We start from the raw sequence: 23,071 nt of genomic DNA, 5'->3' as shown, positions 1-23,071 counted from the left end.
TTCCGTGGTCGACGTGGCCGATGACGGCCAGGTTCTGGTGCGGTTTGTCGCTCATTGGTGTATCTCACGCGCTGAGGCGCTGTGTGCCACTGGTTCGACACTCGCCCGTAAAACGATTTCGAAAGGGTCCCCCCGAATTCGACCGCCTCAGGCGGTTTGGGGGCCGTTCACACGACGGCTACCGCCGCGACAGCCGACCCACGTCCGCCAGCACCGCACTCGCTGTCTCCGGGCCACCCGCACCCCGTCCGGAGATGTTGAGCCGTCCGGCATGCTCCGTCTCTAACTGGACGATATTGCGCGTGCCTGTCACCGCGAGCGTTCCGTTCTCGGGAACGAGCCGCGGGCCAACCCGAACCGTTCCGTCGGCCACCTCGCCGATGAGCCGGACGGTGCGTCCGTCCTCGGCCGCGAGCTTGAGGGCGCTGCCTGGTAGGTCTGCGATGCCTGATACCTCTGCGTCCGCGAGCGTGTATTCACGGTCATATAGCACGTTCGCAAGGATGACACACTTCAGCGCCGCGTCAGTCCCCTCCACGTCGAAGGTCGGGTCCGCCTCCGCGACGCCGAGGTCCTGTGCCTCTGCGAGCACGTGCTCGTAGTCAAGCCCTTCTGCGGCCATCCGCGAGAGAATGAAGTTTGCCGTCCCGTTCAGTACGCCTCGGACCGCGGTGACGCGATCGGCTCCAAGATCGCCGATAGTCGACAACGTTGGGATAGCGCCCGCGACGGTCGCCTCGAACAGAACCGACCCCGCGCTCGCTTGCTCTGCCGCCCGCAGGTCACCGTACCGCTCGGCGACCGGCCCTTTGTTGGCGAGGACAACGTGTCGGTCCCGCTCCAGCGCCGTCCCGACGTGTGAAAAGCCCGGTTCGGCGTCGCCGAGCGTTGTTGGCGTCGCCTCCACGAGCACATCGTAATCGGCCGCCAGCGCGTCGGCTGGCTCGCCGTCGCCTACCTGTCCTTCGTCGTGCTTCCGGCGGGTAACCACCTCAGGATCGAGCCCGTCGGCGTCGACGGCCGCCGACGCCGAATCGGCGACGGCGACGACATCGTGGCCGTAGTCGCCCGCCAACTCCAGCACGCTCGTCCCCACCGCGCCGGCGCCGAAGACAGCGAGTTTCATGCCGCATCACCCGCTAGCGGTGCGATGATACGAAGATTCTTTTCGTCGGCAACTGACCGGACGGCTGACAGCGCCGCCTCTGCCCCGCCCGACTCGGCGACGAGCCGAAGCCGGGCAGACGAGACACCCTCAGTTCCCTCCGGCGCCGACAGCGACAGATCCGCGACGGATGCCTGTCCACACTCTTGCACGCGTGAGAGCGTGTCTGAGAGGTCTGTGTCGACGATGTGGCCCGTCAGCACGACAGTCACCTCCTCGCTGTAGCGCTGTGCGCCCGCCTGGACAACGTTAACGCCCGCCGACCGGAGCGCGTCCACGATGACGTCGAATCGCTCGGGTGTCGCCTCGATATCCACCTCCACTGGAATGTGGCCTCGGGGTGTGAGGTTGCCGCGCTCGTGGAAGATGGACAGCAGGTTGCCGCCGTTCTCAGCGATGGGTTCGAGCGCGCGCAACAGCTCACCCGGTTCGTCGACCAGCTCAAGCCGTACCGTGTACGCGCGCACTGCGTCGCTCACCGCGTGGTCACCCCGTTCATACCCACGGCGAGCGCGGCCGCGCGCATAAGCCTCCCGTCTCTGTACCACGAGGGCGAAGCCTGCCAGCTCATGTACCTTCCACCGATGGCTCGACGGCGACGAACTCTAGCCCCTCCTCGGCGAGCAGCTCGCGTGCCTGATTGGTCACCGAGGGTGCGGCTAGCACTCCGCGAATGGACGCAGCGTCATGACTGTCACGTCTGAGTGCTTCCACGTAGCGACGGAGCTGGCCGACCGCGTCCGGCCCGGCCCGTCGACGCTTCAACTCCACGATCACCGTCCGGCCGTCAGCGTCGACCCCGTACACGTCCACGGCGCCTGCAGGCGTGTCACGTTCGGTCGCGCGCGGCTCGAACCCCGCCTCTATCAGTTCCGGCTCTGTAAGCACCCGCTCCTTGAGGTCTGCTTCTGTTCCCTCAACGGTTGGGCCGGACCCCTCGTCGGCTGGGTAGCGAGTCACCTGCGCCACAGTCTCGAACCGCACGAGCAGCGTCTCCTCGGCCCCCGAGCGCGTACTGGCCACGACCAACCCCTCGCTGTCGACGGTGGGTTCATGTTCACCGCCGGGCGGCTGCCAGTTCACCGGCTGGTGGCCGGCGGCGGTGTGGACGAGCGCGGTGCCGTCTGGTTTCAGGAGAAGGAGTCGGTCACCCGTTTCCAGCCGGGAGCTGGCGCGGCCGTCGTAGGTCACCCGACACCGTCCGAAGAGACTCACCACCTCCCCAGCTGACAGCCCCGCTTCGACTGTCGCGCGGGCACGCTCGGCGTCAGGCCCGCTGCGTACCGTCGCATCCATACCTGTCGGTCAACTCCCGCGGGCTAAAAGCCGCCGGCGACGGACACTGTCGCTGCGATGCCGCAGACCTGCTCGACAAGATATAGAACGCGTCAATCGTGCCCGTGTGCCTCTTCCCCGAATCCACCCGCAACCGGCGACTTCACACCCGTGAACCGGCTCCGTGCGTACGGTCCGCCGGTAGCCACGAGCAACATCCCGTCGCCACCTGAGCCGCGCTGTGGGTGCTGAAGCCAAACCAGCAGACCAGGGACGACACAACATCCCGATGTGCGCGGCGTGGTACAATCCAGTCTGAATCCTACCGGTAAGCCTCCCGGAGGAACGCCAGCGCTGCGCCGAACATCGCGAGATTGCCGAAGAAGGCGAGTCGCTCGCCACTTGCATCTCCCTCCTCGTTCCAGAAGTCATGCATTGTCGGCGTCACCACGGCAAGGAACGTCGCGACGGCGCCGGTAGCGAGCCGGGGAGCGCGCCACAGCGCCACCCCGAGCCCCCCAGCGAGCATCATTCCCGAGGCGAATGGCGCCGCAAGATCCGGCAGTGGCACGCCCGCAGACTCGGCATACTCGACGGTGTCGTCCATGTCACGGAAGTCTTCGGAAGCCTGTAGCGCCAGCCCAAGCCCGAACAGCACCCGTCCGAGCGTCGACGGCGTGGTATCTTTGCCGGTATCCATCCGGTCGATGTCATCTCCCATACCCGTGGCTCTCGGGGCTGGCGCTTAAAGATACGCGCGCAGTGAGGTACTTGCCGCGGTGTTACTTGCCGCGGTTGTTATTCGAGCGGACCGACGGCCGGGTATGCTCGGCACCGGTGCCCCGCGTGCCCAGCCCACGGCCCTGCGTTCCGGCGCTGGTCTTGCCCCGGAAGACCCGGCCCTGCTGGTCGTCAGCGCAAATCCAGCTCAGGTCGTCGTCGTTCTGGATGGCGCCGTGTTCCGGATCAACGAGGATGATTTCATACCACTTGCGCGAGCCGTCTTCCCCGACCCAGTAGGAGTTGAGTACCCGCAGATTCGGGTACTTACGGGAGGCGCGCTCCTCGCCGATGCGCTGGATGGACTTGCGGCGCGTGATGCGGTTGACGCCCTGCCGCTTGGAGCGGCGGCCAGCCTTGAACCGCTGTTTGCGCGCGCTGCCCTTCCGGACTGCCACGCGAACAACGACAATGCCCTGTTTGGCCTTGTAACCAAGCGAACGGGCTTTGTCGAGCCGCGTGGGACGGTCGATGCGCTCGATAGCGCCCTGTTTCCGCCAGTCCTGCTGTCGCTGCCATTGGAGCTCGGCGAGCTTCCCCTCCTTCGGGGTCTCCCAAGCCTCGCTGATGTGCGAATAGAAGCTTCGTGCCATTGTGTTCACCGCGGGCGTCGTGTGGTTCAACGCGTCAAGCGCGTCACATTCCGGCCTGCCGTAGCAGGTGCCCGCCGGTGCCCGCTGTCCGGCGTGCTTAGCTTATCTTACTGTTCGTGGTAAAAAGCGCGTCGAATCACTGCTAGCGGACGTGGTTTCATATCGCCATATTCGGTTTATGCAAGCGCACGCACGCTCTCGAACTCGCCGTCCCGGAGCGTCTCTGCGAGCCGCTCGGCGCTGACATCGGGCGTCTGGCCGGGGTACTTCCGTCGGAAGTAGCCAACGACGTTCTCACAGTCTCGTTCGAGGAACTCTGCGGCGTTTTCATGATCGACGGGAACCGCCTGCGGCCAATCGAAGACGGTGACTCCGTCGCTGTCGACGAAGACGTTGTACTCGGACATATCTGCGTGGACGTAGCCCTGCTCGTAGGCGGTCGCCACCTCGTCTAGAATGAGATCGAGCACGCCGACGGCCTGTGCCGGGTCCAATTCTGCCTTCGATAGTTCGACGCCCTCCAGCTTCTCCATCACGATGCCGTGGCGATTGTGGTCGAGCGGTCGAGGCACTGATACCTCCGGATACACTGCCCGGAGCGCCTCGTGTTCTCGCTCGGCGGCCTTGCGCGCGGTGTAGAACCACGAGATATGGTCGCGATCGGCGGTGTACTCGCGTTCCTTCTGGACCTCTCGGAAATTGGTGTACCCCTCGCGGTGGAATTTCAGGGCTAGCGGTTTGTATGAGCGGACCTCGTAGACATCTGACTCCTTGCCGACGCCCAGCGGCGCACCCACCCCCTCGATGGTTTCACGTTCGGAGAAGGTCCGGAGCGCGAGCGCGTCGTAGCCCTCGAAGGTAAGCCGGAACCCCGTGTACTGGATAGTCTTGCGCTCGATGAGCCCACGCCGTTCACAGCGGTCGAGCCGGTAGTCCATCTCCTCGCCGTCCAGCCGCGAGAACTCCGCTATTTTCCCCCGGGCGACCCATCGCGAGAAGCGCATCCCCTGCTCAAGGCCTGATAGCAGGTAGAAGTCCTCAGGCTCCAGCTCCGCCATCAGCGGAGCGACGTTCTCGACCATGCCGCCCGTACCGCCCGGAGACGCAAAAGCGGCTCGTGCCGGCTCGATAAAGCGTATGCGACGATATAGAACTACTTGGCCAGCGACGCTGCTACTCCGGCAAGCGCCTCATCCGCGAGTGTCACCTCGTCTGCTGTCGAGAGGAACCCATGGCAGGCGGATGGGTAGTGGTTGTGAGTGACGGTGACTCCGGCCTCGTTCAGTGCGTTGGCGTACGTACGCCCCTCGTCACATAGCGGGTCGTGGCCGGCCGTCACCACCGTCGCGGGCGGGAGACCGGTCTGGTCACCACATAGTGGAGCAACGTAGGGATTCGCCCGGTCAACCGGCGAACGAACGTACTCTCCCCAGAAGTGCTCGATGGCTGCCTGGGTGAGCAGCGGCACATCGCCGTGCTCACGGTACGATTCTCGGGTGAAGTCGTCATCAACCATTGGATAGAGGAGTGCCTGGCGGTCGGGTGCCGGCGGCGTGTGGTCGCGACAGTAGCGGGCGACACCGGCCGCGAGGTTGCCGCCCGCACTCGTGCCCGCGACGCACACTCGGTCCGTATCGCCGCCGAAAGCGTCGGCATGCTCGCGTGCCCACACGTACGCGGAGATACAGTCATCTAATCCCGCAGGGAACGGATATTCAGGCGCTAACCGATAGTCGACCGCGAGAACGACTGCTGGCACCCGGTCGGCCAGCGCTCGGCAGATGTCTTCGACGGAATCCAGCCCGCCTAGCGCCCACAGGCCGCCATGATAGAAGACAACTGTCGGGAGCGGGCCCGCCGCGTCCGGTCGCACCACCCGGACTGGTACCGGGCCTTCCGGGCCATCAACCGCCACATCGCGCGTGTACGCGACCGGCGTTGTCCGCTCAGGGCCGAACAGCTCCATTTCGAGCTGCCGGGCGCTCTCGACGGTTACCGCGTGCCACTCTGGGAGACCGTCGCCCAGTTGATCGACGACTGCCGACAGTTCTGGATCCAGATCTGTCTCCGTCATACCCAGGATTCGCTGCCGTCCGTGCTCAAGCTTGGGGGGTCAGTCGAACAGGTTCGGGCCAGCGGTCATGGGCTACAGGCGTCAATACGTCGACATGCGACGCACGCTGGCCATACTCGCTATCGTCGCCCTGCTTGTGTTCGCTGTCGGGGGAACGGTTGCGGTGGCGGACACCTCTCCCCAGCAGAACGACAGCGCCGACACGAATCAGCCAGCCGACGGCTGTCACTGCCCGTGTCACGAGCACGACAATCACGACCACGGGCACACAAGGGGCGGGCACCGTCACCCAGAGCATGACTACGACAACTGCGGTCATAACGTCCACCGTGATCATCACGGTGGTCGTAGCCGCTGATACGGATTTGATATCGCGACATACGGTTTATCATCGCGCTCGAAAGGGTTGATGAGGCGGTAGACCGACTCATCCGTATGGAGACGCCAGCCGTCGCGTTCGGCGAGACGGGCCGCCAGCGGGCGCGAGCGGCCGACGAGCGGGATCCGCTTGCGGAGTTCGCCAATCGATTCGACGTACCGGGGACGTACATGGACGGCAACTCGCTGGGGCCGCTGTCAGCGGACGCCGTGGCGGCTGTCGAGCACGTGCTTGATGAGTGGCGTGACTACGCCGTCGAAGGATGGACTGACGCCGACCCAGACTGGTTCCACTATGGAGAACGGCTGGGCGGCAGACTCGCTCCCCTCGTTGGCGCTCGCGAACCGGAGGTGGCCGTCTGCGGCTCTACGACGGCGAATGTCCACACGCTCGTGGGCACCTTTTACGACGCAGCAAATGGAGGAAACGCCGCCCACGCCGATGACCCCGGTGTCGTGCTCGTCAACGAACTCGACTTCCCTACGGATCACTACGCAGTCCGCGCACAGTTGCGCGCCCGCGGGCTTGACCCCGATGACCACCTCGCTGTTGTCGAGTCGCGAGATGGCCGCACCATCGAACAATCCGATATCGAGCGGGCGCTCCAGGAGCAAGACGTCGACATCCTGTTTTTTCCGAGTGTGCTCTACCGGTCAGGCCAGCTGTTCGACATCGCCGAACTGGCTGCCCTCGCGCACGAATACGGCGCCTACGCAGGGTTTGACCTCGCCCACTCCGTCGGTGTCGTGCCCCACGATCTCCACGGGGCAGGCGTTGATTTTGCGGTCTGGTGTCACTACAAGTACCTCAACGCCGGTCCCGGCGCGGTCGCGGGACTGTTCTGTCACGAGGAGCACTTCGGTATCCAACCTGCGCTTGCTGGCTGGTGGGGCCACGAGAAAGAGACCCAGTTCGAGATGCGTCAGACCTTCACCCCCGCGGCGAATGCCGGCGCCTTCCAGATTGGGACGGTCCCGGTGCTCGCAGCCGCGCCACTGGACGGCGCGCTTGACGTGATCCATGAGGCCGGCATCGCGTCGCTCCGGGAGAAGTCGGCCGCGCTCGCCGAATATCTGGTCGCGCTCGTTGACGAACTCCCAGACGCCTTTGCCGTCGGCTCTCCCCGCGACCCGGCGCGACGGGGCGGCCACGTTGCCGTTGAACACGACGAGGCTGCCCGGCTGGCGGCAGCGCTGACGGACCGCGATGTCATTGTCGACTATCGCCCGCCGAACGTCGTCCGCGTCGCGCCGGCGCCGCTATACACCGGATTCGTGGATGTCCACCGAGTGGCCGCGACGCTCCGGTCACTCCACGAGTCTCGTGCGTACGAGGCGTACGAGCCGCCCTCCGGCGTGACGTAGCGCCGCAACGCTCAACGTCGCTGCCGTCCAGACCCGACCGTGAACGTTGAGATACTGCTGTACGAAGGGTTCGACGAGCTCGATGCGGTGGGCCCCTACGAGGTGCTGGCGAACGGGTTCCGGTACGCCGACCGCGAGGGCGGCGTCCGGATGGTCACCCGCGACAGGACCGATGAGGTGCGCGCGAGTCACGGCCTTCGGGTCGGCGCCGACGGCCAACTTGGCGACACTGACCCCGCGCTCATTGTTGTTCCTGGCGGCGGCTGGACCGACCCCGACGCGGCGACCGGCGCCCGTGCAGAGTACGACGACGGCCGAATCCCGGCCGCACTCGCCGCGCTGTACGACGATGGCGTAACGCTCGCGACTGTCTGTACTGGCGGGATGCTGGTTGCGAAACCCGGCCTATTTGAGGGCCGAAAGGCAGTCACTCACGCTGGGGCGCTCAAGGATCTCGCCGCCGCAGGCGCAGACGTCCAAGACTCCCGGGTGGTGGACGACGGTGATCTGCTTTCGGCGGGCGGTGTCACAGCTGGGCTGGACCTCGCCTTTCATCTCCTCACGCGGGAGTTCGGGCAGACGGTGGCCGATCGCGTCGCCCGCGAGATGGAATACGAGCCGAGCGGCGACATTGTCGTCGGTTAAGTATACACGGCTCGCATTTTCTTTGACATCCCCCTCCGCGTGAACGCGGCGGACTCCCGAGCGGTGGGCGTTTCAGGTCCGCAGTCCAATCACCGGACTACCACACCTTTCGGGCGCGGGTAGTCCCACAGCATCGGTGTGGTGGACTGCTGGCGGTGCCAAGCCGCCGGTACCCCTATCCTCGACCGTGTACGGCGTCCCGGTGTTGGTTTGGCCACGGGGACGCCAGCAGGCGTCAACAGAGTCGGGGGTATCGTCCGGTTCGCTTTGCGCAGTCGGCACGTCGGCACACCCTTCGAGGATATGTCGTTCACCGACTGGTCTTTCGGATACTGCCTCGTTACGTGGGCGGACAGGCCGCCTCCGACGGACGGGTCGGAATCCGCTCCGTTCCGACCAATTCCTCCCTACTGATCGGGGTTCCTGTCGCTTCAACGCCAGTCTGCTGACACGCAGCGTGCTGTCGACCGTGGATACGGTCCCCAAGTGACGGCGCGTATCCACGCCCTGAAGGCCGTGGTATTGCGCCTGCTCAGCATATAAACCACCGGCCGCGATACCAAATCCGCCGCCACGCTCGCTCGCGTGAGCGAGAGGTTTTAGCCGCGCCGACGGTAGCCTCGTGTATGCGAATCGAGAACAGCTTCATCCCCGTGCGCGGAGTCGGGGAAAAGACAGAACGGGACCTCTGGCGGGCGGGCGTCACCCACTGGGACGAGTTTGATCCCTCTCACGTGGGGGAGACAACGGGCCAACGTGTGTCGTCGTTCATCGAAGAGGCCCGCGACCGGTTGGCGGCTGGCGACGCCCATTTTTTCGGTGAGCAATTCCCCAACCCGTCACTGTGGCGCTGCTACGAGAACTTCCGCGACGAGACCGTGTTTTTCGACATTGAGACGACAGGGCTGTCGAAGCACCGCGACCAGGTAACGACAGTCTCCTTCCATCGTGACGGCGAGACGACGACGCTCGTGCGGGGTGACGACCTCACGCGCGAGAACCTCAGCCGTGAACTCGACGGCGCACTGCTCGTTACGTTCAACGGCTCGTCATTCGACGTTCCATTTCTCGAGACATCCTTCGACATCGACATTGAGGCTCCGCATCTCGACGCCATGTACGCTGCCCGCCGGGCCGGACTGTCAGGTGGGCTGAAGGCCGTTGAGCGGCAGATTGGCATCGAGCGCGACCGGCCGGATATCTCCGGCGAAGACGCCGTCCGGCTCTGGCACGAGCACGAACGGGGGGTCGACGGTGCACTCGAGCGGTTGGTCTCGTACAACCGCGAGGATGCCGTCCACCTGCGCAAACTGATGGATGTCGTAACTGAGCGGCTTCACGCCGAGACATTCGTCGAATGAGTGCCGACCGCGAGTGGCGGCTGATTCGCGAGCAGCCGCTTGACGGCGCGCTAGCGATGGCCTACGACGAGGCCGCTGCACGGACGGCCGCCGCTGGTGGCCCCCGCACTGTTCGTCTCTACCGCTGGCGGCCCAGCACACTCTCGTTGGGGTACGGGCAGGCGACCGACACTGTCGACTGGGCCGCCTGCGAGCAGCGGGGCGTCGATGTTGTCCGCCGGAACACGGGCGGGGGCGGTATCTACCACGACACATACGGCGATGTTTCCTACTCGATCATCGCCCCCGCCGACGAGGTTCCCGGCGACCTGCTGGCGACGTACGAGCGGTTCTGCGAGCCGCTGTTCGCGGCGTTCGAACGGCTTGGTGTTGAGGCCCACTTCGCTGAGAAGGAGCGCCCGCCGGTCCACCAGCCCGCCTGCTACCTGCGGGGACTCCACCCCGCTCATGACATCGTCGCCAAGGACGGGCGAAAGCTGTCTGGTAACGCCCAGTACCGACGTGAAGATGCTGTCGTCCAGCACGGCTCCGTCACGTTCCGCGCAGAGCCCGAACGCCACCTCGACTGCTTCGCCACCGACGCGGTGACGCCCGCCGACTTCGGCGACCGCGTGACGAGCCTTGAGGAGCAGAATCCCGCCCTGACCCGCCGCGAGACGGTGGACGCGCTGACGGCCGCGCTCGCGGACTGGGCCGGTGCCGAGACTGGGTCATGGACTGACGAGGAACGGGCGTTCGCCGAGCGACGGGCCGACGAGAAGTACCGCGCCGAGGCGTGGACCCGTGAACGGACGGACCCGACCGACTGACACGTAGCGAGCGGAAGCCCCCCGCGAGTGGAATCTAACAGCTTCAGCGTGGGAGGTGGCCAATGGCTTCCGACACGGCTTTGCAGAGTCCGCGCCAGCGGTGACACATGAGCACCGACGAGACGCTCCGGATTGGCGCACACGCCTCCATCGCGAAGTCCGCGGGCCCGTACGACGGGCCGGCGAACGCTGTCCACAAACAGGTTGAGTACGGCGGCAACTGCGGGCAGATATTCAGCCACTCGCCACAGGTGTGGCAGTCGCCCGATATCGACGAGACGGCAGCCGACGAGTTCCGCGAACTCACGGCCGAACACGACATCGGCCCGTGGGTGATTCACACCTCGTATCTCGTTAATCTCTGTACACCCAAAGAAGACCTTCGCGAGAAGTCGGTCCAGTCGATGCAGGAGGAGGTCGACATCGCCGCGGCCCTCGGGATTCCGTACGTGAACGTCCATCTCGGTGCCCACACTGGTGCCGGCGTTGAGGGAGGCCTCCAGAATGCTGGCGCGGTGCTGGACGATCTGGACGTGCCCGATGGCGTCACTGTGCTCGTGGAGTCGGACGCCGGCTCCGGCACGAAGCTGGGCGACCAGTTCGAGCACCTCGCGACCGTCGCCGACGAAACGAGCCTCGACGTGGAGTTCTGTCTCGATACCGCCCACGTGTGGGCCGCCGGCTACGATATTTCGACGCCCGACGCCGTTGCGGAGACGTTCACTGAGTTCGACGATGTCGTCGGTCTCGACCGACTGGCGTACGTCCACCTCAACGACTCGAAACATGGGCGCGGGACGAACAAGGACGAACACGCGCACATCGGTGAGGGCGAGATTGGTGTTGAGGGAATGCAGGCGTTTATCCGCCGTACCGCCGCCGAGGGGATTCCGATGGCGCTGGAGACGCCCACTGAAGACGGGAAATCCTTCGCGTGGAACATCGAGCGTGTTCGGGAACTCTACAGCGCCTGACCCGAGAGAGCGACGAACGAGAACGATTACCGGAAGTGACGCGCGAGCAGTGCAGCAACGAGGAGGAGCGACGCTGTTTTCACCCGCTCTTCCCTCAGACCCCGCGTGCGCCGCTTCAGCGCCGAGTATCTCGACCGGACCCGCGAGGGCCTGTGGACTGACCGGACGGCGCTTGCTCCGCTCCAGCTCGCGGACCGCGGCTCCGTCCTCGATGTCGGCTGTGGCACTGGTGAGCTGACCCGCGTTGTCCGGGAGACGTGTCCTGGCCGGGTTATCGGCGCCGATCGCGACCCCGGACTGCTCGCACACCTGCCTGCCGAGGTCGACGCTGTTCGCGCGGACGCCTACCGGCTCCCGCTGCCGGACGATAGCGTCGATTTGGTGGTCTGTCAGGCGCTTCTCGTCAACCTGCCAGACCCCGAGCGGGCGCTCCGGGAGTTCGCCCGTGTCGCCCGCGACGCGGTGGCGGCCATCGAGCCGGACAATGCTGGTGTCACCGTCGAATCAACCGTTGAGGCGGAACCAGGTCTGGCTCAGGAGGCGCGACGCCGCTACATCGCCGGTGTTGAGACAGACGTAACTCTCGGTGGAGACCTTCCCGGACTGTTCGCCCGGGCCGGGCTCTCGGGGGTCGAGACGGCCCGCCGTGATCACGTCCGACGGGTCACAGCGCCGTACTCAGCCGACGAGCTTGAGGCGGTCGGCCGGAAAGCTCGTGGGACGGCAATCGGGGAGCGGCGCAACGAGATGGCCGGCGACGCGGACGCGCTCGACGCGCTCCGGACAGCGTGGCGGGAGATGGGCCGGGAGGCACTCGCGCAGGCCCAGACCGGCGAGTACGAGCGCACAGAGACGGTTCCGTTCCACGTCGCCGTCGCGGCCGTATGAGCGACGGGGACACACGCCGACCGAACGACTTTGTGGCGGGCGCCCGGTCACCGAACGAACCAATGGAGAAGGCGCTGTGGTATCTGCTCGCCGGCACCCGGGGCGGAGCGAACCGCGCCCGCATCATCCGGCTCCTCGACGAGCAGCCCCGCAACGCCAATCGGCTCGCCGACGAGCTCGATGTCGACTACAACACCATCCGCCACCACCTCGACGTGCTCGTCGAGCACGATGTTGTGGAGGCAGGCGGCGATGACTACGGTCAGCTCTACTTCCTGACCGATCGCTTCGAGCACCACCGCGAGACCTTCGAGGAGGCCACTGAACACCTGTAACACCATGATGGGACCCCAGCTACTGATTGCGACCGCGCTGTCGGCGCTGAACGCCGTACTACTCGTCGTGCTACTTGCCGTCTGGTACCGCAACTACCGGGCTGTCGGCTCGCGGCTGACGCTCGGGCTCGTCGCGTTCGCGCTGGCGATGCTCGTCGAGAACGCCGTCGCAGTCGGCTTCTTCTTCCGGTCGGGCGCCTCGCTGTATGCTATGGGCGAGGGGGTCGCAAGCGTCGTTGCGGGGATGCGGGGGCTTCAGTTCATCGCGCTTGCCTTCCTCGTGTACGTCTCTATGGAGTGATTCAAAATTTGAACAACCTTTTTGTCCCCATCCGGCCGGCACTCACACGGGGCGGCCCACGCAGCGTGGACTGGTATCCCTCGCGCTGGCTCCCCCGCTTCACCTACTGAGAGGTCAGACCACGTCGCCACGCACCGTCGAGCCCGACTGCCGTCGGCGCCCCTCACGAACTGTCTCGGCGGCCCGTTCGGCTTCGGCTTCGTCCAGCCCTAACATCTCCAGTGCGGCCGAAAGCGTCGGGAAGACGAACTCGTTGGCCCGGAGCTTTTCGAGGGCTGACTCGCTCACGCGCTCATCGTCACCATCCCCTGCCCACAGCATCGCGGCCCGCGGGTCGAGCAACTGCCGATACTCCTCGCGGGCGCGGGCCGCCTCGAGCCGGCGGGTCACGTTATCCTCGAAGCCGGTGTTGCACACCTCCAGGTGGACCGGCTCGTCGTCGGGGAGCAACTGCGCCGCCAGACACCGCTCGGGGGCGGCATGGCCGTTCTCATTCGCCCGTAACAGCTCAGGGTTCGCCTCTGCCCAGTCTGCGCGGACTGTCCGCCCGACCCCCTCAATGCCGTGGGAGTCAATGAACGTCGCCTCCCGATCGGGAGCATCTTTGAATAACAGGTCCTTCGTCACGTACACGTCCACGCGGGGGACGGGGTCGAGCCCGAGCACGACGTCGCCGTACACCCACACCTCGCGCACCGGCACGGGGAGCCGTTCTGTCCGGACCGTCTCGAGTATCTCCTCGACCCGCTCGACGGCCCGCTTGCGCGCCAGCCCCTCCGTCTCGTCCATACAGGATGCGGACGCCCGAGAGACAAACGGCTTGCGTCGGCCGGCCGGACACGACAACCCGCAACCCATACCCTCGCGCGCACGGATGAGCCCGTATGGACTGCGATAAGTGCGGCGGGGCGGCGGTCACCCACATCGCTTACTCCGGCCTTCACCTGTGTGAGGGGTGTTTTTCAGAGTCGGTTGAGACGCGGGTGCGCCAGCGCGTCCGCGAGGACGGGCTTCTTGACGAGTCGGCTACGCCCGAGAACCCTGATACGTGGGTTGTCGGCCTTTCTGGGGGGAAGGACAGCGTCGTCCTCACGCGGGTGCTCCACGACACTTTTCAAGAAGACTCGCGGGTGGAACTCGTTGGTCTGACCATCCACGAGGGTATCGAGGGGTACCGGGACGCAAGCGTCGAGGCCTGCCGCGAACTCGTGGCCGACCTCGGGCTCAAACACGAACTCGTCGCATACGAGGAGGAGTTTGGCGTTCGCATGGATGACGTCGCCACCGAGGACCCAGAAGGGATGGCTCCCTGTGCGTACTGTGGGGTGTTCCGCCGGGACGTGCTCGAGCGGTATGCTGAACAGTTGGATGCGGACAAGCTGCTCACCGGCCACAACCTCGACGACGAAGCACAGACAGCACTGATGAACTTTCTTGAGGGCGACCCGGCCCAGATTGCCAAACATTTCGACGCATCGTTAGGGAGCTTCGACGACCGAGAGGCACAGGAGACGTTCGTCCCGCGTGCGAAGCCACTGCGGGACATCCCCGAGAAGGAAGTGGCGCTGTACGCCCACCTCAATGACCTGCCGGCTCATATCACAGAGTGTCCGCACGCCAGCGAGGCGTACCGTGGGGAAATCGCCGACCTCCTGCGCGAACTGGAAGAGAACCACCCCGGAACACGCCACTCCATCATGGCGGGCTACGAGCAGCTTGCGGAGGCGGCTGCCGATTCGCTGCGCGGTGGCGCCGACGATCTCGGCGACTGCGACCGGTGTGGTGCGCCGACCGACCGCGACGTTTGCCGAAAGTGCTATCTCGTCGACGCTGTCGGCGGCGATGTTCCGGCCCGCTGAGCCCGTCGTCTCTGCGGCATCCGTGTGTCAGACGCGCGTCGGTCAGGTGTAATACGGACTGAACCTGTCCCCACACTCGGCAAGTATCAAATTACTTAATCCTATAGCTACACCAAAAAGCGATGTAAGAAAGCGGGGAACGAATACTATAAAATCTGATTTATCGAATGACGTCGAGACCGTTGTTGGTCTCTGTCTCCGAGCGACCGCCATCGGTCTGGCCGTACGTCTCCGAGGCTCCGTGGACCTCACTGACGCCGGCGTCAGCCTCCGCGTCGCCACTGTCGATGGCCTGTCGGGAAGCATCGGCCTGCTTCTGAGTCGTCGGGCCGAGAATCTGGGCCGACTGGACGCCGGTCATGATGGCCATGACCCGCACCTTGCCTTTGTACTCTTCTTGGATGCGCGCGCCCCAGATGACATTGGCGTTGGCCTCCAGTCGCTCGGTGATGTTCTGGGCGATTCCTTCTGCCTCCTTTAGCGTGAGGTCAGGTCCGCCCGTAATGTGGACGAGGCCACCCGTCGCACCCCGATAGTCGACATCGAGCAGCGGGTGATTCATCGCGTCCTTCACCACCTCCTCGGTCTTGTTCTTGTCTTGTGTCTCGCCGACGAGCATGACGGCGACGCCGCCTTGCCCCATGATAGAGGTCATGTCGGCGTAGTCGAGGTTGATGAGGCTCGGCTGGGTGATCGTCTCCGAGATGCCCTTCACCGTCTCGGCGATGATCTGATCCATCACCGAGAACGCCTTGCCGATGGGCAGGTTCGGGACGTAATCCAACAGCCGGTTGTTATCCAGCACGATGATGGAGTCGGCCTTGTTCCGTAGTTTCTCGAGCCCCTCTTCAGCTTTCACCGTACGGGCCCGCTCTACGTTGAACGGCGTCGAGACCATGCCGACGACGATAGCGCCCTGCTCCTTGGCAATCTTGGAGATGACCGGCGCGGCGCCGGTACCGGTACCGCCACCCATGCCGGCAGTGACGAACACCAGGTCCGCGTCGCCGAGCACCTCTTTGATTGTTCCTTGGGCCATCTCCGTGGCACGCTCGCCCACGTCAGGCTCGCCGCCCGCGCCCAGCCCCTCGGTGAGGGACTTGCCGACGAGTATCTTCGTGTCGGCCTCGATCATCTGCAGGTGTTGTTTGTCCGTGTTAACCGCGATGGTGTCAGCACCGTCAACGCCGATGTTGTACAGTCGGTTGACGGTGTTATTGCCGGCACCGCCGGCGCCGACGATGGCGATGCGCGGATCGCCAAACTCGGAGGCGTCACCATCCGCGTCACTCAGGTCACGCGACTCCTGTTCTGCGTTCTCCAGCGCGGAATTGACGAGGTCCTGCATCCTACACCTTCGCCCACGGGCGGCGCTTGCCGTCCTCGTGTTCTTCGGCTTGTTCATTAATCATCTCCCGCACGGCCGACCGGATTGCTTCGCTCCGGTTCGGGAACTCTCCCGTGTCGACCATGCGTTCGACCTCCTCGATCTGCTGCTTCGGAATCCGTAGTGTCACACGCTCCATATTTTACTTTCCCCTTGTTGGAGTAAGACGGCACACGGTGCACACCCGCGTCGCGTCTTACAGCACGTGACCGCCCGACTGCACCGGGTCGTACCACGACCCGCCCGCGCTGTAAGACGACCGTCTTACGCAGCCGTATGCACAGACTGGTGCATTATAAAACTTTGCGCCGGCGTAAGACACGAGGGAAGAATCGGCCGTAGAGGTGCCAAAGCGTGTGTTCGCGGCGTCTTACAAATCTTTCAGTACGTCTGCTGCGGGGGTGCGACGGCCACAGCCGGGGCAGAACGACCAGTCCGAGCGGAGTTCATCGCCGCACTCACAGAACGCTCTATGTGACGCTTTTTCGCCGCAGTTGGAGCAGTAAACGGCAGACGGCTCCAAGTCATCGCCACACTGTTTACACACATCGGGGGCCGCGTCCGGCGCGTTTGCGGCCTCCGGCTCGTCTGTCTTACGCGGCTCCGCAGACTCCGACTCCTGAAGGGTCGCTGCGGCCCCCTCAAGTGTGATATTTACGTTCACGTCCTGCGGTTTACGCGGCGTAAACGAACCACCAAGTCGCTCTTCGATCAGGGTATCGACCCGCTCTGTGAGCACGTCATCGAGCGTCTCACTGCCCATGTCGTCCGCCCGCGTCCCGGACGTCGGCTCTCCAAGGTACTCCCGAAGAGCCTCCCGCATTACCTCGCTCTTAGAGGCGTCAAACTCCTCGAGCTGGCGGATGAGTTCGTCGTCCGCCCGGAACGTTATTTTGCTCATCAATCGTCATAGCCTGTGTTCCCCCGGCATTTCAATCTTCCCGCGTGTCCGACACCTGTCTGTCACCCGTCCGTCAGACGCGTCACACGCGACGGGATGATAACCGTTAAGTCCGCCAGTCGACTCGTTTCTGGTGGCCCGCCCTTAGCTCAGACTGGTAGAGCAGTCGACTGTAGATCGACTTGTCCCCCGTTCAAATCGGGGAGGGCGGACTCCTCGTCTCTCGTGACGTGATTCCTGACGAATCGTTGGCTAATCCTCCGTGATACCACGACCCTCGGAAAGGTTATTACCCGCTCGAGCGTCCGTTCATTCGTAATGGCAAACGGAAAAGTTGACTTCTTCAACGACACTGGCGGTTACGGTTTCATCTCGACTGACGACGCTGACGAGGACGTGTTCTTCCACATGGAGGACGTTGGCGGCCCGGACCTCGAGGAGGGGCAGGACATCGACTTCGATATTGAGCAGGCCGACAAGGGCCCCCGCGCGACGAACGTCGTCCGCAACTGACTGAGTATTCGACACGCCCGCGGCCGGCGGGTCTGATTCTGCGTTCTGTTACTGCTCTGCCAGCTGAGTCCCAACTCGCTCAAGCGCCGCGAGACCCGTTACCTCGCCGTGTGTCTCGGGGACTCGCCGGACCGGCACTTCGGGCAGCGCCCGCTCCAGTTCTCCGAGCGTCTCCGTCTGGACGGTGTGGCGCGCGCGACAGCGCTCGCAGTCGCCAGGGTCCTCAACGACCTTGTTGACGACGAGCGATGCTACCGGCACGTCGAACTCCCGTAGCTGTGCGACCAGCCGTTCCGTCTCGCGGACGGCCATCGTCTCGGGAAGGGTGACAACGTGGAAAGCGGTCCGGTCAGCGTCCCGGAGTGCAGCCCCCACGCGGTCCATCCGCTCGCGCAGGTCAGTGAACTTGCCGGGCGTCTCGCGGTCGCCGGCGGCCATCGGGCCAAACAGCATTGTCCGGGCGGCATCGACCTTTCGACGTACCTGCTCGCGGAGGTCCATCGCCGTCGCCAGCCCGCGGTCCATCACCGCTGGCAGGTCGAGCAGTCGGAGGGTGTGGCCCGTCGGTGCGGTGTCGAATACCACCCGGTCGAAGCGGTCGGCCGCAAGGTACGTCGCTAACCCGTCGAGCGCGGCCAGCTCGTCGCTGCCGGGCACCACGCCCGAGGAGAATAGCGCCGCCACCTCGTCTTCATCCAACTGGATGCCGGCCTCGCCGAGTTCGGCTGCGAGCGTCTCGAACAGCGCTTGGTAGCGGTCGATGCCCGCTTCCGGGTCGACCTCGACGCCCCACAGGCCGTCGCGGATTGGCGTCGGCTCGCCCCCGAGGTCGGTCTTGGTGACGTCCCCCAGCGAGTGGGCCGGGTCAGTTGACACGACCAACGTATCGTCGCCGGCTGCGGCCGATTGCAGGGCCGAAGCGGCTGCCATCGTGGTCTTTCCGACGCCTCCCTTCCCGCCGTAGAGGACGACCTCGGTCACATGCACGATTTACAGCGTGACCTCTTAACCGGGTCGCCCAGCAGTCGGGCCAAAATTGGCAGACGGTTTCGAGCCAGTTGTGTCCCGCTCACGCCGAATTGCTGTAATATTCCCCCGAAATACTCAAGCACTTGGAGAACGCCTTCCACCGCAAGGGGCTGGAGATGTTCGTTGCCGAGGAACTCAATGGGCGCAGACGTGCTCTCAGCCCTCGGCGAGCGTGTCCGGATGAAACTGTCTGAATATTTTGCTCCTGCTGGGCGGGAATGGGTTCGCGCTCTACTACTACGTCGTCGATCCGACGCTGTCAGCGTGGTTCGATACACAGGTGCCGCCGGTCGTCTGGCGCGCGATGCTGCTGTTTCACGCGCTCGAGACGCTCGCGATTGGCTTTCTGACATGGGTGACGCTTGATTGAGCCATCGACTGGACCGGTGTCCGACTTGGACGCCACACTTACCTCCCGACCCGCCCGAGCGGACGTATGCCGACGACGCTGCCCGACTCGGAGTACCGCACCCGGCTCACTGCGGTCCGCGCTCGACTCGCCGACACGGATGCCGATGCCGCGGCGTTCTTCTCCGCGACGAGCATTGACTATCTGACCGGCTTCGACCATATCCAGACAGAACGGCCTGTCCTGCTGGTCGTGGCTCCCGACGCCGTCGGCATCGCCGTCCCGCGACTCGAGGTCGAGCGCGTCGAACCAAACCCCCGCATCGACCACGTCGTCTCCTACTTCGACTACCCTGGTGGCCAGCCAGTCGAGACGGCCGCCGGACTGTGTCGCGAACTGGGCGCCGAGTCCATCGTCGCTGACGCCGAGGGCGCCCCTGGTGTGATGGGCTACGAGGGGCCGCCACTGTCGGACTTCCTCAATGTCGAGACCCAGTCGTGGGTCCCGCGGATGCGGTGGGCGAAGTCAGACGCCGAGATTGACCTCATCCGCGAGTCAGCCGAGTGGGCCAACCTCGGCCACCGCTATCTTGCTGACTACACTGAGGTCGGCGCCCACCCTGCGACTGTCTCTCAGCGCGCCTCAACGGACGCCTCCCGCGCCATGCTCGACACGCTCGGCAACCGCTACGATGTCCGCGTGCGCGGGGGTGGGCCGGTCCACGCCGGCTACATCTCTGGCGACGAGACGCGGCTCCCCCACGGCCACACCCCAAACGAGCGACTCTCAGAGGGAGACGTGCTCATCACGGGCGCCTCGGCGAATGTCGGTGGCTACCACTCAGAGCTTGAGCGGACAATGTTCGTCGGGTCGTACACCGACGATGACGAGCACTACTTCGAACTGATGTGTGAACTCCAAGAGACGGCCATTCAGGCGATGGGACCGGGCGTCGAACTGGCCGCCGTTGATGAGGCGGTGCACGAACGTGCCCGCGAACACGGCGTTGCCGACCTGCTGCGCCACCATGTCGGTCACAATATCGGAATGGACGGCCACGAGCCGCCGTACATCGACCGCGGCTGGGGCGAGCGGTTCCCCGACGACGCGACGATGGAAGCCGGCCACGTCTACACCATCGAGCCAGGGCTGTACGCGGAGACAGCGGGCTACCGCCACTCGGATACGGTCGCCGTCACTGACGACGGTACCGAGCGGCTCACCTTCTTCCCCCGAGATATCGACTCGAACACCGTCTGATCGCCCGTAGCCAGCATCTTCAAGTCGGCTACACACCGAACACGGACAGTGCCCGTCACGTTCGACCTGTTCGGGACGCTTGTCGCGGCTGACCGACCCGACAACCCCGCCGTCGCCGTCGCGCGGGAGCTCCGCGAGCGCGGCGTCACGGTCCCAGACGACTGGACCGACGCGTACGCCGAGCCGCATATCAACGCTCCCGACGGCGCAGAGGTGCCTCTGCCGGCACACGTTGCCGCCGCGCTCGCGTCCCGCGGCGTGACCGTCCGGGAGAACGCCGCCCGCCGCGCTGTCGTCGCCGCTTTCGACCCGCGCGTTGAGCGCTGCCCGGGCGCGCTGGCGGCCGTCGAGCGGGCCCGCGAGCGGGGCCCGGTCGGCTTGCTGTCGAACTGCTCTGTCCCCGAGCTCGTCCGCCGGAGCTTGCGGGCCGCAGACCTGTGGGTCGGTGACAACGGTCAGCGCTTCGACGCTGTCGTCGCCTCCTGTAGCTGTGGCTGGCGGAAACCGGACGCCCGCGCGTTCGAGACGGTCGCTAACGCGCTTGACTGTGTGCCGGACGAACTGGTCCACATAGGTGACAGTGCCGCCGATGCCGGTGTTGAGGCCGTCGGCGGCCAGTTCGTTGATACGAGAGAGACGCCGCTATCGGCCGTCCCACCGTGAGCCTTGCCGCCGCCGGAGCCGTCCTGCTCGCGGGCGGCCTTGATCGACTGGTCGGTGAACCCCCCGAGCGGCTCCACCCCGTCGCGCTGTTCGGCAGCGTCGTCGCCCGCGTCGACCGGGCATGGCCGCGGCCGTGGCTCACTGGCGGTCTCGTGGCGCTCATGCTCCCACTTGCGGCCGCCGTGGCTGTCGCCGCGCCCGTCGCGCTGGCCGCCCGGGTCGCTCCGGCCGCGGCTGTCCCGCTCGCGGCCCTGGCCCTGTTCGCGACGACGAGCCTGCGGCTGCTGCTCCAGGAAGCACGGGCCGTCCTGCAGCTCGTGGACACGGACCTGTCGGCTGCCCGCGACCGGTTACGGTCGCTTGCTGGCCGGGATTCGAGTGACCTCAACGCGGGGCTTGTTCGGTCGGCCGCCGTCGAGAGCGCCGCCGAGAATCTCGCCGACGGACTGGTCGCCCCGCTCTCCGCGTTCGCGCTCGCGGCGCCATTCGGCCTTGCGGCCGCCGCGGGCGCTGCCGCGTGGGTGAAGGCGGTTAACACGCTTGACTCGATGCTAGGCTACCCGGCCAAATCACACGGGACGGCGAGTGCGCGACTCGACGACGCCGTGATGTGGATTCCTGCGCGGCTATCGGCGCTCGCGCTCGCGCTCGCGGCTGCCAAACCCATGGCGGCGCTCCGAGCCCGCGCGTGGACCGACCGGGTTCCGTCGCCTAACTCCGGCTGGCCGATGGGCGTCGCCGCCGCCGCTGTCGGCGCCCGCCTCGAGAAGCCTGGTGTCTACGTGCTCAACGACGCTGCTGGACTCCCTGGCTCGACCGCAGCGAGCCAGGCCGTCGATGTCGTCGCGCGTGCTGGTCTGCTCGCGTGGGCTGTCGCGGCCGCTGGGCTCGCTATCCCGGCGCTTGCGGGGGTGGTCGCGTGAGCGGCCGACCGCTCCGGGGTGCTGCTGGTTTCCTCACTCGACTCCCGATCGCAACTGACGAGACTGACTGGCACGCCTTCGCCGCCTCGCCGTGGACGTTTCCTGTCGTCGGCATACTCGTCGGCGCGCTCGTGGCTCTTCCGCTTCTCCTCCCGGATCTCGTCGGCGCGCTCGGATTCGTCGTCGCCGTCTACGCGCTCATCGGAATCAACCACGCCGATGGCCTCGCAGACTTGGGCGATGCAGCCGTCGTCCACGGCGACGCCGAGCGACGCCGCGCCGTGCTGAAAGACAGCGCAGTCGGCGTTGGCGCGCTCGTCGCTGTCGGGCTCGGACTGGTCGGCCTGACCCTCGCGGCCGTCGGCCTCGCTAGGCTGCCGTGGCCGCGCGCGCTTGCACTCGCCGTCGCCGCGGAAGTCGGCGCGAAGGCCGGGATGGCGACGCTCGCCTGTCTTGGTCGCGCCGGCCACGAGGGGTTCGCGAGTGCCTTCACCGGCCGGTGCTCGCCGACGGGGCTCGTCGGTGTCGCCGCTGCGACGCTTCCAGTTATCGCCGCTGCGGCGCTGCTCGCTCCAGAAGTCGGGCTGGCGGCACTGGCAGCACTGCTGTCGGCGCTTGCGGTCGCCATCTGGCTCGGCCGCTGGGCAGACGCGAACCTTGGGGGAGTCACTGGCGACGTATTCGGCGCGGCCAATGAACTCGGACGGGTAGCCGCCCTGCACGCCGGCCTGCTCCTGTTTTGACATCCTCCTCCGTGTGAACGCGGCGGACTCGCGAGCGGTGGGAGTTTCAGGTGTGTAGTCCAATCACTGGACTCACAGCTCTTCCGGGCGCGGGTAGTCCCACGGTATCGGACTGGTGGACTCCTGGCCATGCCAAGTGGCCGTCATCCCTACATTTAAACAGCGAAAGAATCCCGCCGTTTATGGCGGGCGTGAATCGCGTCCGCTCCGTGCCACAACCCACCGGAGACGGTATCCCTAGAACCCCAACGCTTAGTTTCGCTCGTGCCAACAGTTAACACACGGGTTCCGCCGACTCCCGGCGGCTGGCGACCCCGGGAGTCGGACCGCATTCCACCTATGTCTGCGGTGCGCGGGAAGCCCGGGTGATGGGTTGCTCCCGAAAAGGTGTGAACCGCGCCGGTGAATGTGCCGGGAGGCACGACCGCCATGGAGAGAGCCGCGTTGAGAAACCGCGGGGCATTGACTTCCCGGTGGATGGGAGCCCCCGTGGCAGGGCCA

General features: G+C 65.5%; 28 protein-coding genes and 1 tRNA gene. 17 read left to right on the top strand and 12 right to left on the bottom strand.

Going from position 1 to position 23,071, the window contains the following annotated elements; translation table 11 throughout:
* Positions 1–178: 178 nt before the first annotated feature.
* From ABEJ63_RS06865 to ABEJ63_RS06835, 7 genes are all read right to left on the bottom strand, one after another.
* The gene (locus tag ABEJ63_RS06865) at positions 179–1,126 is read right to left on the bottom strand and encodes a homoserine dehydrogenase (protein ID WP_375795614.1); all 948 of its coding nucleotides are present in this window, start codon (positions 1,124–1,126) and stop codon (positions 179–181) included.
* Complete coding sequence (locus ABEJ63_RS06860) at positions 1,123–1,644, bottom strand: amino acid-binding protein (RefSeq protein WP_375795613.1); 522 nt, start codon at positions 1,642–1,644, stop codon at positions 1,123–1,125. Before ABEJ63_RS06860 ends, ABEJ63_RS06865 begins: the two co-directional genes overlap by 4 nt.
* Positions 1,645–1,732: 88 nt before the next feature.
* Positions 1,733–2,461 carry an endonuclease NucS gene (gene nucS, locus ABEJ63_RS06855; RefSeq protein WP_375795612.1) on the bottom strand — a complete coding sequence of 243 codons (729 nt, stop codon included), beginning with the start codon at positions 2,459–2,461 and terminating at the stop codon, positions 1,733–1,735.
* A 301-nt stretch (positions 2,462–2,762) separates the two neighbouring features.
* Complete coding sequence (locus tag ABEJ63_RS06850) at positions 2,763–3,161, bottom strand: DoxX family protein (protein ID WP_375795611.1); 399 nt, start codon at positions 3,159–3,161, stop codon at positions 2,763–2,765.
* Between the two features lie 61 nt (positions 3,162–3,222).
* Positions 3,223–3,813, bottom strand: a complete 591-nt coding sequence (locus ABEJ63_RS06845; protein ID WP_375795610.1) for a 50S ribosomal protein L15e — start codon at positions 3,811–3,813, stop codon at positions 3,223–3,225.
* Positions 3,814–3,989: 176 nt separating this feature from the next.
* A complete protein-coding gene (locus tag ABEJ63_RS06840; protein WP_375795609.1) occupies positions 3,990–4,895 on the bottom strand; it encodes a serine/threonine-protein kinase RIO2 in 906 nt (301 codons plus the stop codon).
* A gap of 71 nt (positions 4,896–4,966) precedes the next feature.
* Positions 4,967–5,887: an alpha/beta hydrolase gene (locus ABEJ63_RS06835; RefSeq protein ID WP_375795608.1), complete on the bottom strand. Its 921-nt coding sequence runs from the start codon at positions 5,885–5,887 to the stop codon at positions 4,967–4,969.
* A gap of 94 nt (positions 5,888–5,981) precedes the next feature.
* Here ABEJ63_RS06835 and ABEJ63_RS06830 point away from each other — a divergent pair, with 94 nt between their 5' ends.
* From ABEJ63_RS06830 to ABEJ63_RS06790, 9 genes are all read left to right on the top strand, one after another.
* Positions 5,982–6,245: a hypothetical protein gene (locus ABEJ63_RS06830; protein WP_375795607.1), complete on the top strand. Its 264-nt coding sequence runs from the start codon at positions 5,982–5,984 to the stop codon at positions 6,243–6,245.
* A gap of 77 nt (positions 6,246–6,322) precedes the next feature.
* Positions 6,323–7,630, top strand: a complete 1,308-nt coding sequence (kynU, locus tag ABEJ63_RS06825; protein ID WP_375795606.1) for a kynureninase — start codon at positions 6,323–6,325, stop codon at positions 7,628–7,630.
* Between the two features lie 39 nt (positions 7,631–7,669).
* A complete protein-coding gene (locus tag ABEJ63_RS06820) occupies positions 7,670–8,275 on the top strand; it encodes a DJ-1/PfpI family protein (protein WP_375795605.1) in 606 nt (201 codons plus the stop codon).
* Between the two features lie 626 nt (positions 8,276–8,901).
* A complete protein-coding gene (locus ABEJ63_RS06815; RefSeq protein ID WP_375795604.1) occupies positions 8,902–9,636 on the top strand; it encodes a ribonuclease H-like domain-containing protein in 735 nt (244 codons plus the stop codon).
* Positions 9,633–10,445, top strand: a complete 813-nt coding sequence (locus tag ABEJ63_RS06810) for a biotin/lipoate A/B protein ligase family protein (RefSeq protein ID WP_375795603.1) — start codon at positions 9,633–9,635, stop codon at positions 10,443–10,445. Before ABEJ63_RS06815 ends, ABEJ63_RS06810 begins: the two co-directional genes overlap by 4 nt.
* Before the next feature lie 107 nt (positions 10,446–10,552).
* On the top strand, positions 10,553–11,419 hold the full coding sequence (locus ABEJ63_RS06805; RefSeq protein WP_375795602.1) for a deoxyribonuclease IV: 867 nt from the start codon (positions 10,553–10,555) through the stop codon (positions 11,417–11,419).
* Between the two features lie 105 nt (positions 11,420–11,524).
* Positions 11,525–12,307 carry a class I SAM-dependent methyltransferase gene (locus ABEJ63_RS06800; protein ID WP_375795601.1) on the top strand — a complete coding sequence of 261 codons (783 nt, stop codon included), beginning with the start codon at positions 11,525–11,527 and terminating at the stop codon, positions 12,305–12,307.
* 62 nt (positions 12,308–12,369) lie between these two features.
* Positions 12,370–12,642 (top strand): winged helix-turn-helix domain-containing protein, encoded by a 273-nt coding sequence (locus tag ABEJ63_RS06795; protein ID WP_375795621.1) that lies wholly within the window; start codon positions 12,370–12,372, stop codon positions 12,640–12,642.
* A 4-nt stretch (positions 12,643–12,646) separates the two neighbouring features.
* A complete protein-coding gene (locus ABEJ63_RS06790; protein ID WP_375795600.1) occupies positions 12,647–12,943 on the top strand; it encodes a hypothetical protein in 297 nt (98 codons plus the stop codon).
* 114 nt (positions 12,944–13,057) lie between these two features.
* Here the strand turns inward: ABEJ63_RS06790 and ABEJ63_RS06785 are convergent, their stop codons facing one another.
* On the bottom strand, positions 13,058–13,732 hold the full coding sequence (locus ABEJ63_RS06785) for a hypothetical protein (protein WP_375795599.1): 675 nt from the start codon (positions 13,730–13,732) through the stop codon (positions 13,058–13,060).
* 95 nt (positions 13,733–13,827) lie between these two features.
* Here ABEJ63_RS06785 and ABEJ63_RS06780 point away from each other — a divergent pair, with 95 nt between their 5' ends.
* Positions 13,828–14,802 (top strand): tRNA 2-thiolation protein NcsA, encoded by a 975-nt coding sequence (locus ABEJ63_RS06780; RefSeq protein ID WP_375795598.1) that lies wholly within the window; start codon positions 13,828–13,830, stop codon positions 14,800–14,802.
* 160 nt (positions 14,803–14,962) lie between these two features.
* Here the strand turns inward: ABEJ63_RS06780 and ftsZ are convergent, their stop codons facing one another.
* The 3 genes from ftsZ to ABEJ63_RS06765 form a co-directional block, all read right to left on the bottom strand.
* A complete protein-coding gene (gene ftsZ, locus ABEJ63_RS06775; RefSeq protein ID WP_375795597.1) occupies positions 14,963–16,150 on the bottom strand; it encodes a cell division protein FtsZ in 1,188 nt (395 codons plus the stop codon).
* 1 nt (position 16,151) lies between these two features.
* Positions 16,152–16,328, bottom strand: a complete 177-nt coding sequence (locus tag ABEJ63_RS06770; RefSeq protein ID WP_375795596.1) for a ribbon-helix-helix domain-containing protein — start codon at positions 16,326–16,328, stop codon at positions 16,152–16,154.
* A gap of 231 nt (positions 16,329–16,559) precedes the next feature.
* Positions 16,560–17,090 (bottom strand): double zinc ribbon domain-containing protein, encoded by a 531-nt coding sequence (locus tag ABEJ63_RS06765; protein WP_375795595.1) that lies wholly within the window; start codon positions 17,088–17,090, stop codon positions 16,560–16,562.
* Between the two features lie 138 nt (positions 17,091–17,228).
* Here ABEJ63_RS06765 and ABEJ63_RS06760 point away from each other — a divergent pair.
* Both ABEJ63_RS06760 and ABEJ63_RS06755 read left to right on the top strand, forming a co-directional pair.
* A tRNA-Tyr gene (locus tag ABEJ63_RS06760) sits at positions 17,229–17,302 on the top strand.
* A gap of 106 nt (positions 17,303–17,408) precedes the next feature.
* The gene (locus ABEJ63_RS06755; protein ID WP_375795594.1) at positions 17,409–17,603 is read left to right on the top strand and encodes a cold-shock protein; all 195 of its coding nucleotides are present in this window, start codon (positions 17,409–17,411) and stop codon (positions 17,601–17,603) included.
* 48 nt (positions 17,604–17,651) lie between these two features.
* Here the strand turns inward: ABEJ63_RS06755 and ABEJ63_RS06750 are convergent, their stop codons facing one another.
* A complete protein-coding gene (locus ABEJ63_RS06750) occupies positions 17,652–18,584 on the bottom strand; it encodes an ArsA family ATPase (protein WP_375795593.1) in 933 nt (310 codons plus the stop codon).
* 247 nt (positions 18,585–18,831) lie between these two features.
* On the opposite strand from ABEJ63_RS06750, the gene ABEJ63_RS06745 reads away from it, so the two are divergent.
* The 5 genes from ABEJ63_RS06745 (at position 18,832) to cobS (ending at position 22,570) form a co-directional block, all read left to right on the top strand.
* Positions 18,832–19,002: a hypothetical protein gene (locus ABEJ63_RS06745; protein ID WP_375795592.1), complete on the top strand. Its 171-nt coding sequence runs from the start codon at positions 18,832–18,834 to the stop codon at positions 19,000–19,002.
* Positions 19,003–19,068: 66 nt separating this feature from the next.
* Positions 19,069–20,241 carry a M24 family metallopeptidase gene (locus ABEJ63_RS06740; RefSeq protein WP_375795591.1) on the top strand — a complete coding sequence of 391 codons (1,173 nt, stop codon included), beginning with the start codon at positions 19,069–19,071 and terminating at the stop codon, positions 20,239–20,241.
* A gap of 48 nt (positions 20,242–20,289) precedes the next feature.
* The gene (locus tag ABEJ63_RS06735) at positions 20,290–20,904 is read left to right on the top strand and encodes an HAD family hydrolase (RefSeq protein ID WP_375795590.1); all 615 of its coding nucleotides are present in this window, start codon (positions 20,290–20,292) and stop codon (positions 20,902–20,904) included.
* On the top strand, positions 20,901–21,827 hold the full coding sequence (gene cbiB / locus ABEJ63_RS06730) for an adenosylcobinamide-phosphate synthase CbiB (protein WP_375795589.1): 927 nt from the start codon (positions 20,901–20,903) through the stop codon (positions 21,825–21,827). Before ABEJ63_RS06735 ends, cbiB begins: the two co-directional genes overlap by 4 nt.
* Positions 21,824–22,570 carry an adenosylcobinamide-GDP ribazoletransferase gene (gene cobS / locus ABEJ63_RS06725; protein WP_375795588.1) on the top strand — a complete coding sequence of 249 codons (747 nt, stop codon included), beginning with the start codon at positions 21,824–21,826 and terminating at the stop codon, positions 22,568–22,570. The genes cbiB and cobS overlap by 4 nt, the downstream gene beginning before the upstream one ends.
* Positions 22,571–23,071 lie beyond the last annotated feature (501 nt).

The sequence above is a fragment of the Halosegnis sp. genome, assembly GCF_042216475.1.
Classification (GTDB): domain Archaea; phylum Halobacteriota; class Halobacteria; order Halobacteriales; family Haloarculaceae; genus Halosegnis.
This window is presented reverse-complemented; position numbering and strand designations above follow the sequence as displayed.

Coding starts and splice junctions, on each gene's coding strand:
- ABEJ63_RS06865 (WP_375795614.1), bottom strand. CDS start 1,126: ATGAAACTCGCTGTCTTCGGCGCCGGCGCGGTGGGGACGAGCGTGCTG.
- nucS (WP_375795612.1), bottom strand. CDS start 2,461: ATGGATGCGACGGTACGCAGCGGGCCTGACGCCGAGCGTGCCCGCGCG.
- ABEJ63_RS06850 (WP_375795611.1), bottom strand. CDS start 3,161: ATGGGAGATGACATCGACCGGATGGATACCGGCAAAGATACCACGCCG.
- ABEJ63_RS06845 (WP_375795610.1), bottom strand. CDS start 3,813: ATGGCACGAAGCTTCTATTCGCACATCAGCGAGGCTTGGGAGACCCCG.
- ABEJ63_RS06840 (WP_375795609.1), bottom strand. CDS start 4,895: ATGGTCGAGAACGTCGCTCCGCTGATGGCGGAGCTGGAGCCTGAGGAC.
- ABEJ63_RS06835 (WP_375795608.1), bottom strand. CDS start 5,887: ATGACGGAGACAGATCTGGATCCAGAACTGTCGGCAGTCGTCGATCAA.
- ABEJ63_RS06830 (WP_375795607.1), top strand. CDS start 5,982: ATGCGACGCACGCTGGCCATACTCGCTATCGTCGCCCTGCTTGTGTTC.
- kynU (WP_375795606.1), top strand. CDS start 6,323: ATGGAGACGCCAGCCGTCGCGTTCGGCGAGACGGGCCGCCAGCGGGCG.
- ABEJ63_RS06815 (WP_375795604.1), top strand. CDS start 8,902: ATGCGAATCGAGAACAGCTTCATCCCCGTGCGCGGAGTCGGGGAAAAG.
- ABEJ63_RS06810 (WP_375795603.1), top strand. CDS start 9,633: ATGAGTGCCGACCGCGAGTGGCGGCTGATTCGCGAGCAGCCGCTTGAC.
- ABEJ63_RS06805 (WP_375795602.1), top strand. CDS start 10,553: ATGAGCACCGACGAGACGCTCCGGATTGGCGCACACGCCTCCATCGCG.
- ABEJ63_RS06795 (WP_375795621.1), top strand. CDS start 12,370: ATGGAGAAGGCGCTGTGGTATCTGCTCGCCGGCACCCGGGGCGGAGCG.
- ABEJ63_RS06790 (WP_375795600.1), top strand. CDS start 12,647: ATGATGGGACCCCAGCTACTGATTGCGACCGCGCTGTCGGCGCTGAAC.
- ABEJ63_RS06785 (WP_375795599.1), bottom strand. CDS start 13,732: ATGGACGAGACGGAGGGGCTGGCGCGCAAGCGGGCCGTCGAGCGGGTC.
- ABEJ63_RS06780 (WP_375795598.1), top strand. CDS start 13,828: ATGGACTGCGATAAGTGCGGCGGGGCGGCGGTCACCCACATCGCTTAC.
- ftsZ (WP_375795597.1), bottom strand. CDS start 16,150: ATGCAGGACCTCGTCAATTCCGCGCTGGAGAACGCAGAACAGGAGTCG.
- ABEJ63_RS06770 (WP_375795596.1), bottom strand. CDS start 16,328: ATGGAGCGTGTGACACTACGGATTCCGAAGCAGCAGATCGAGGAGGTC.
- ABEJ63_RS06765 (WP_375795595.1), bottom strand. CDS start 17,090: ATGAGCAAAATAACGTTCCGGGCGGACGACGAACTCATCCGCCAGCTC.
- ABEJ63_RS06755 (WP_375795594.1), top strand. CDS start 17,409: ATGGCAAACGGAAAAGTTGACTTCTTCAACGACACTGGCGGTTACGGT.
- ABEJ63_RS06740 (WP_375795591.1), top strand. CDS start 19,069: ATGCCGACGACGCTGCCCGACTCGGAGTACCGCACCCGGCTCACTGCG.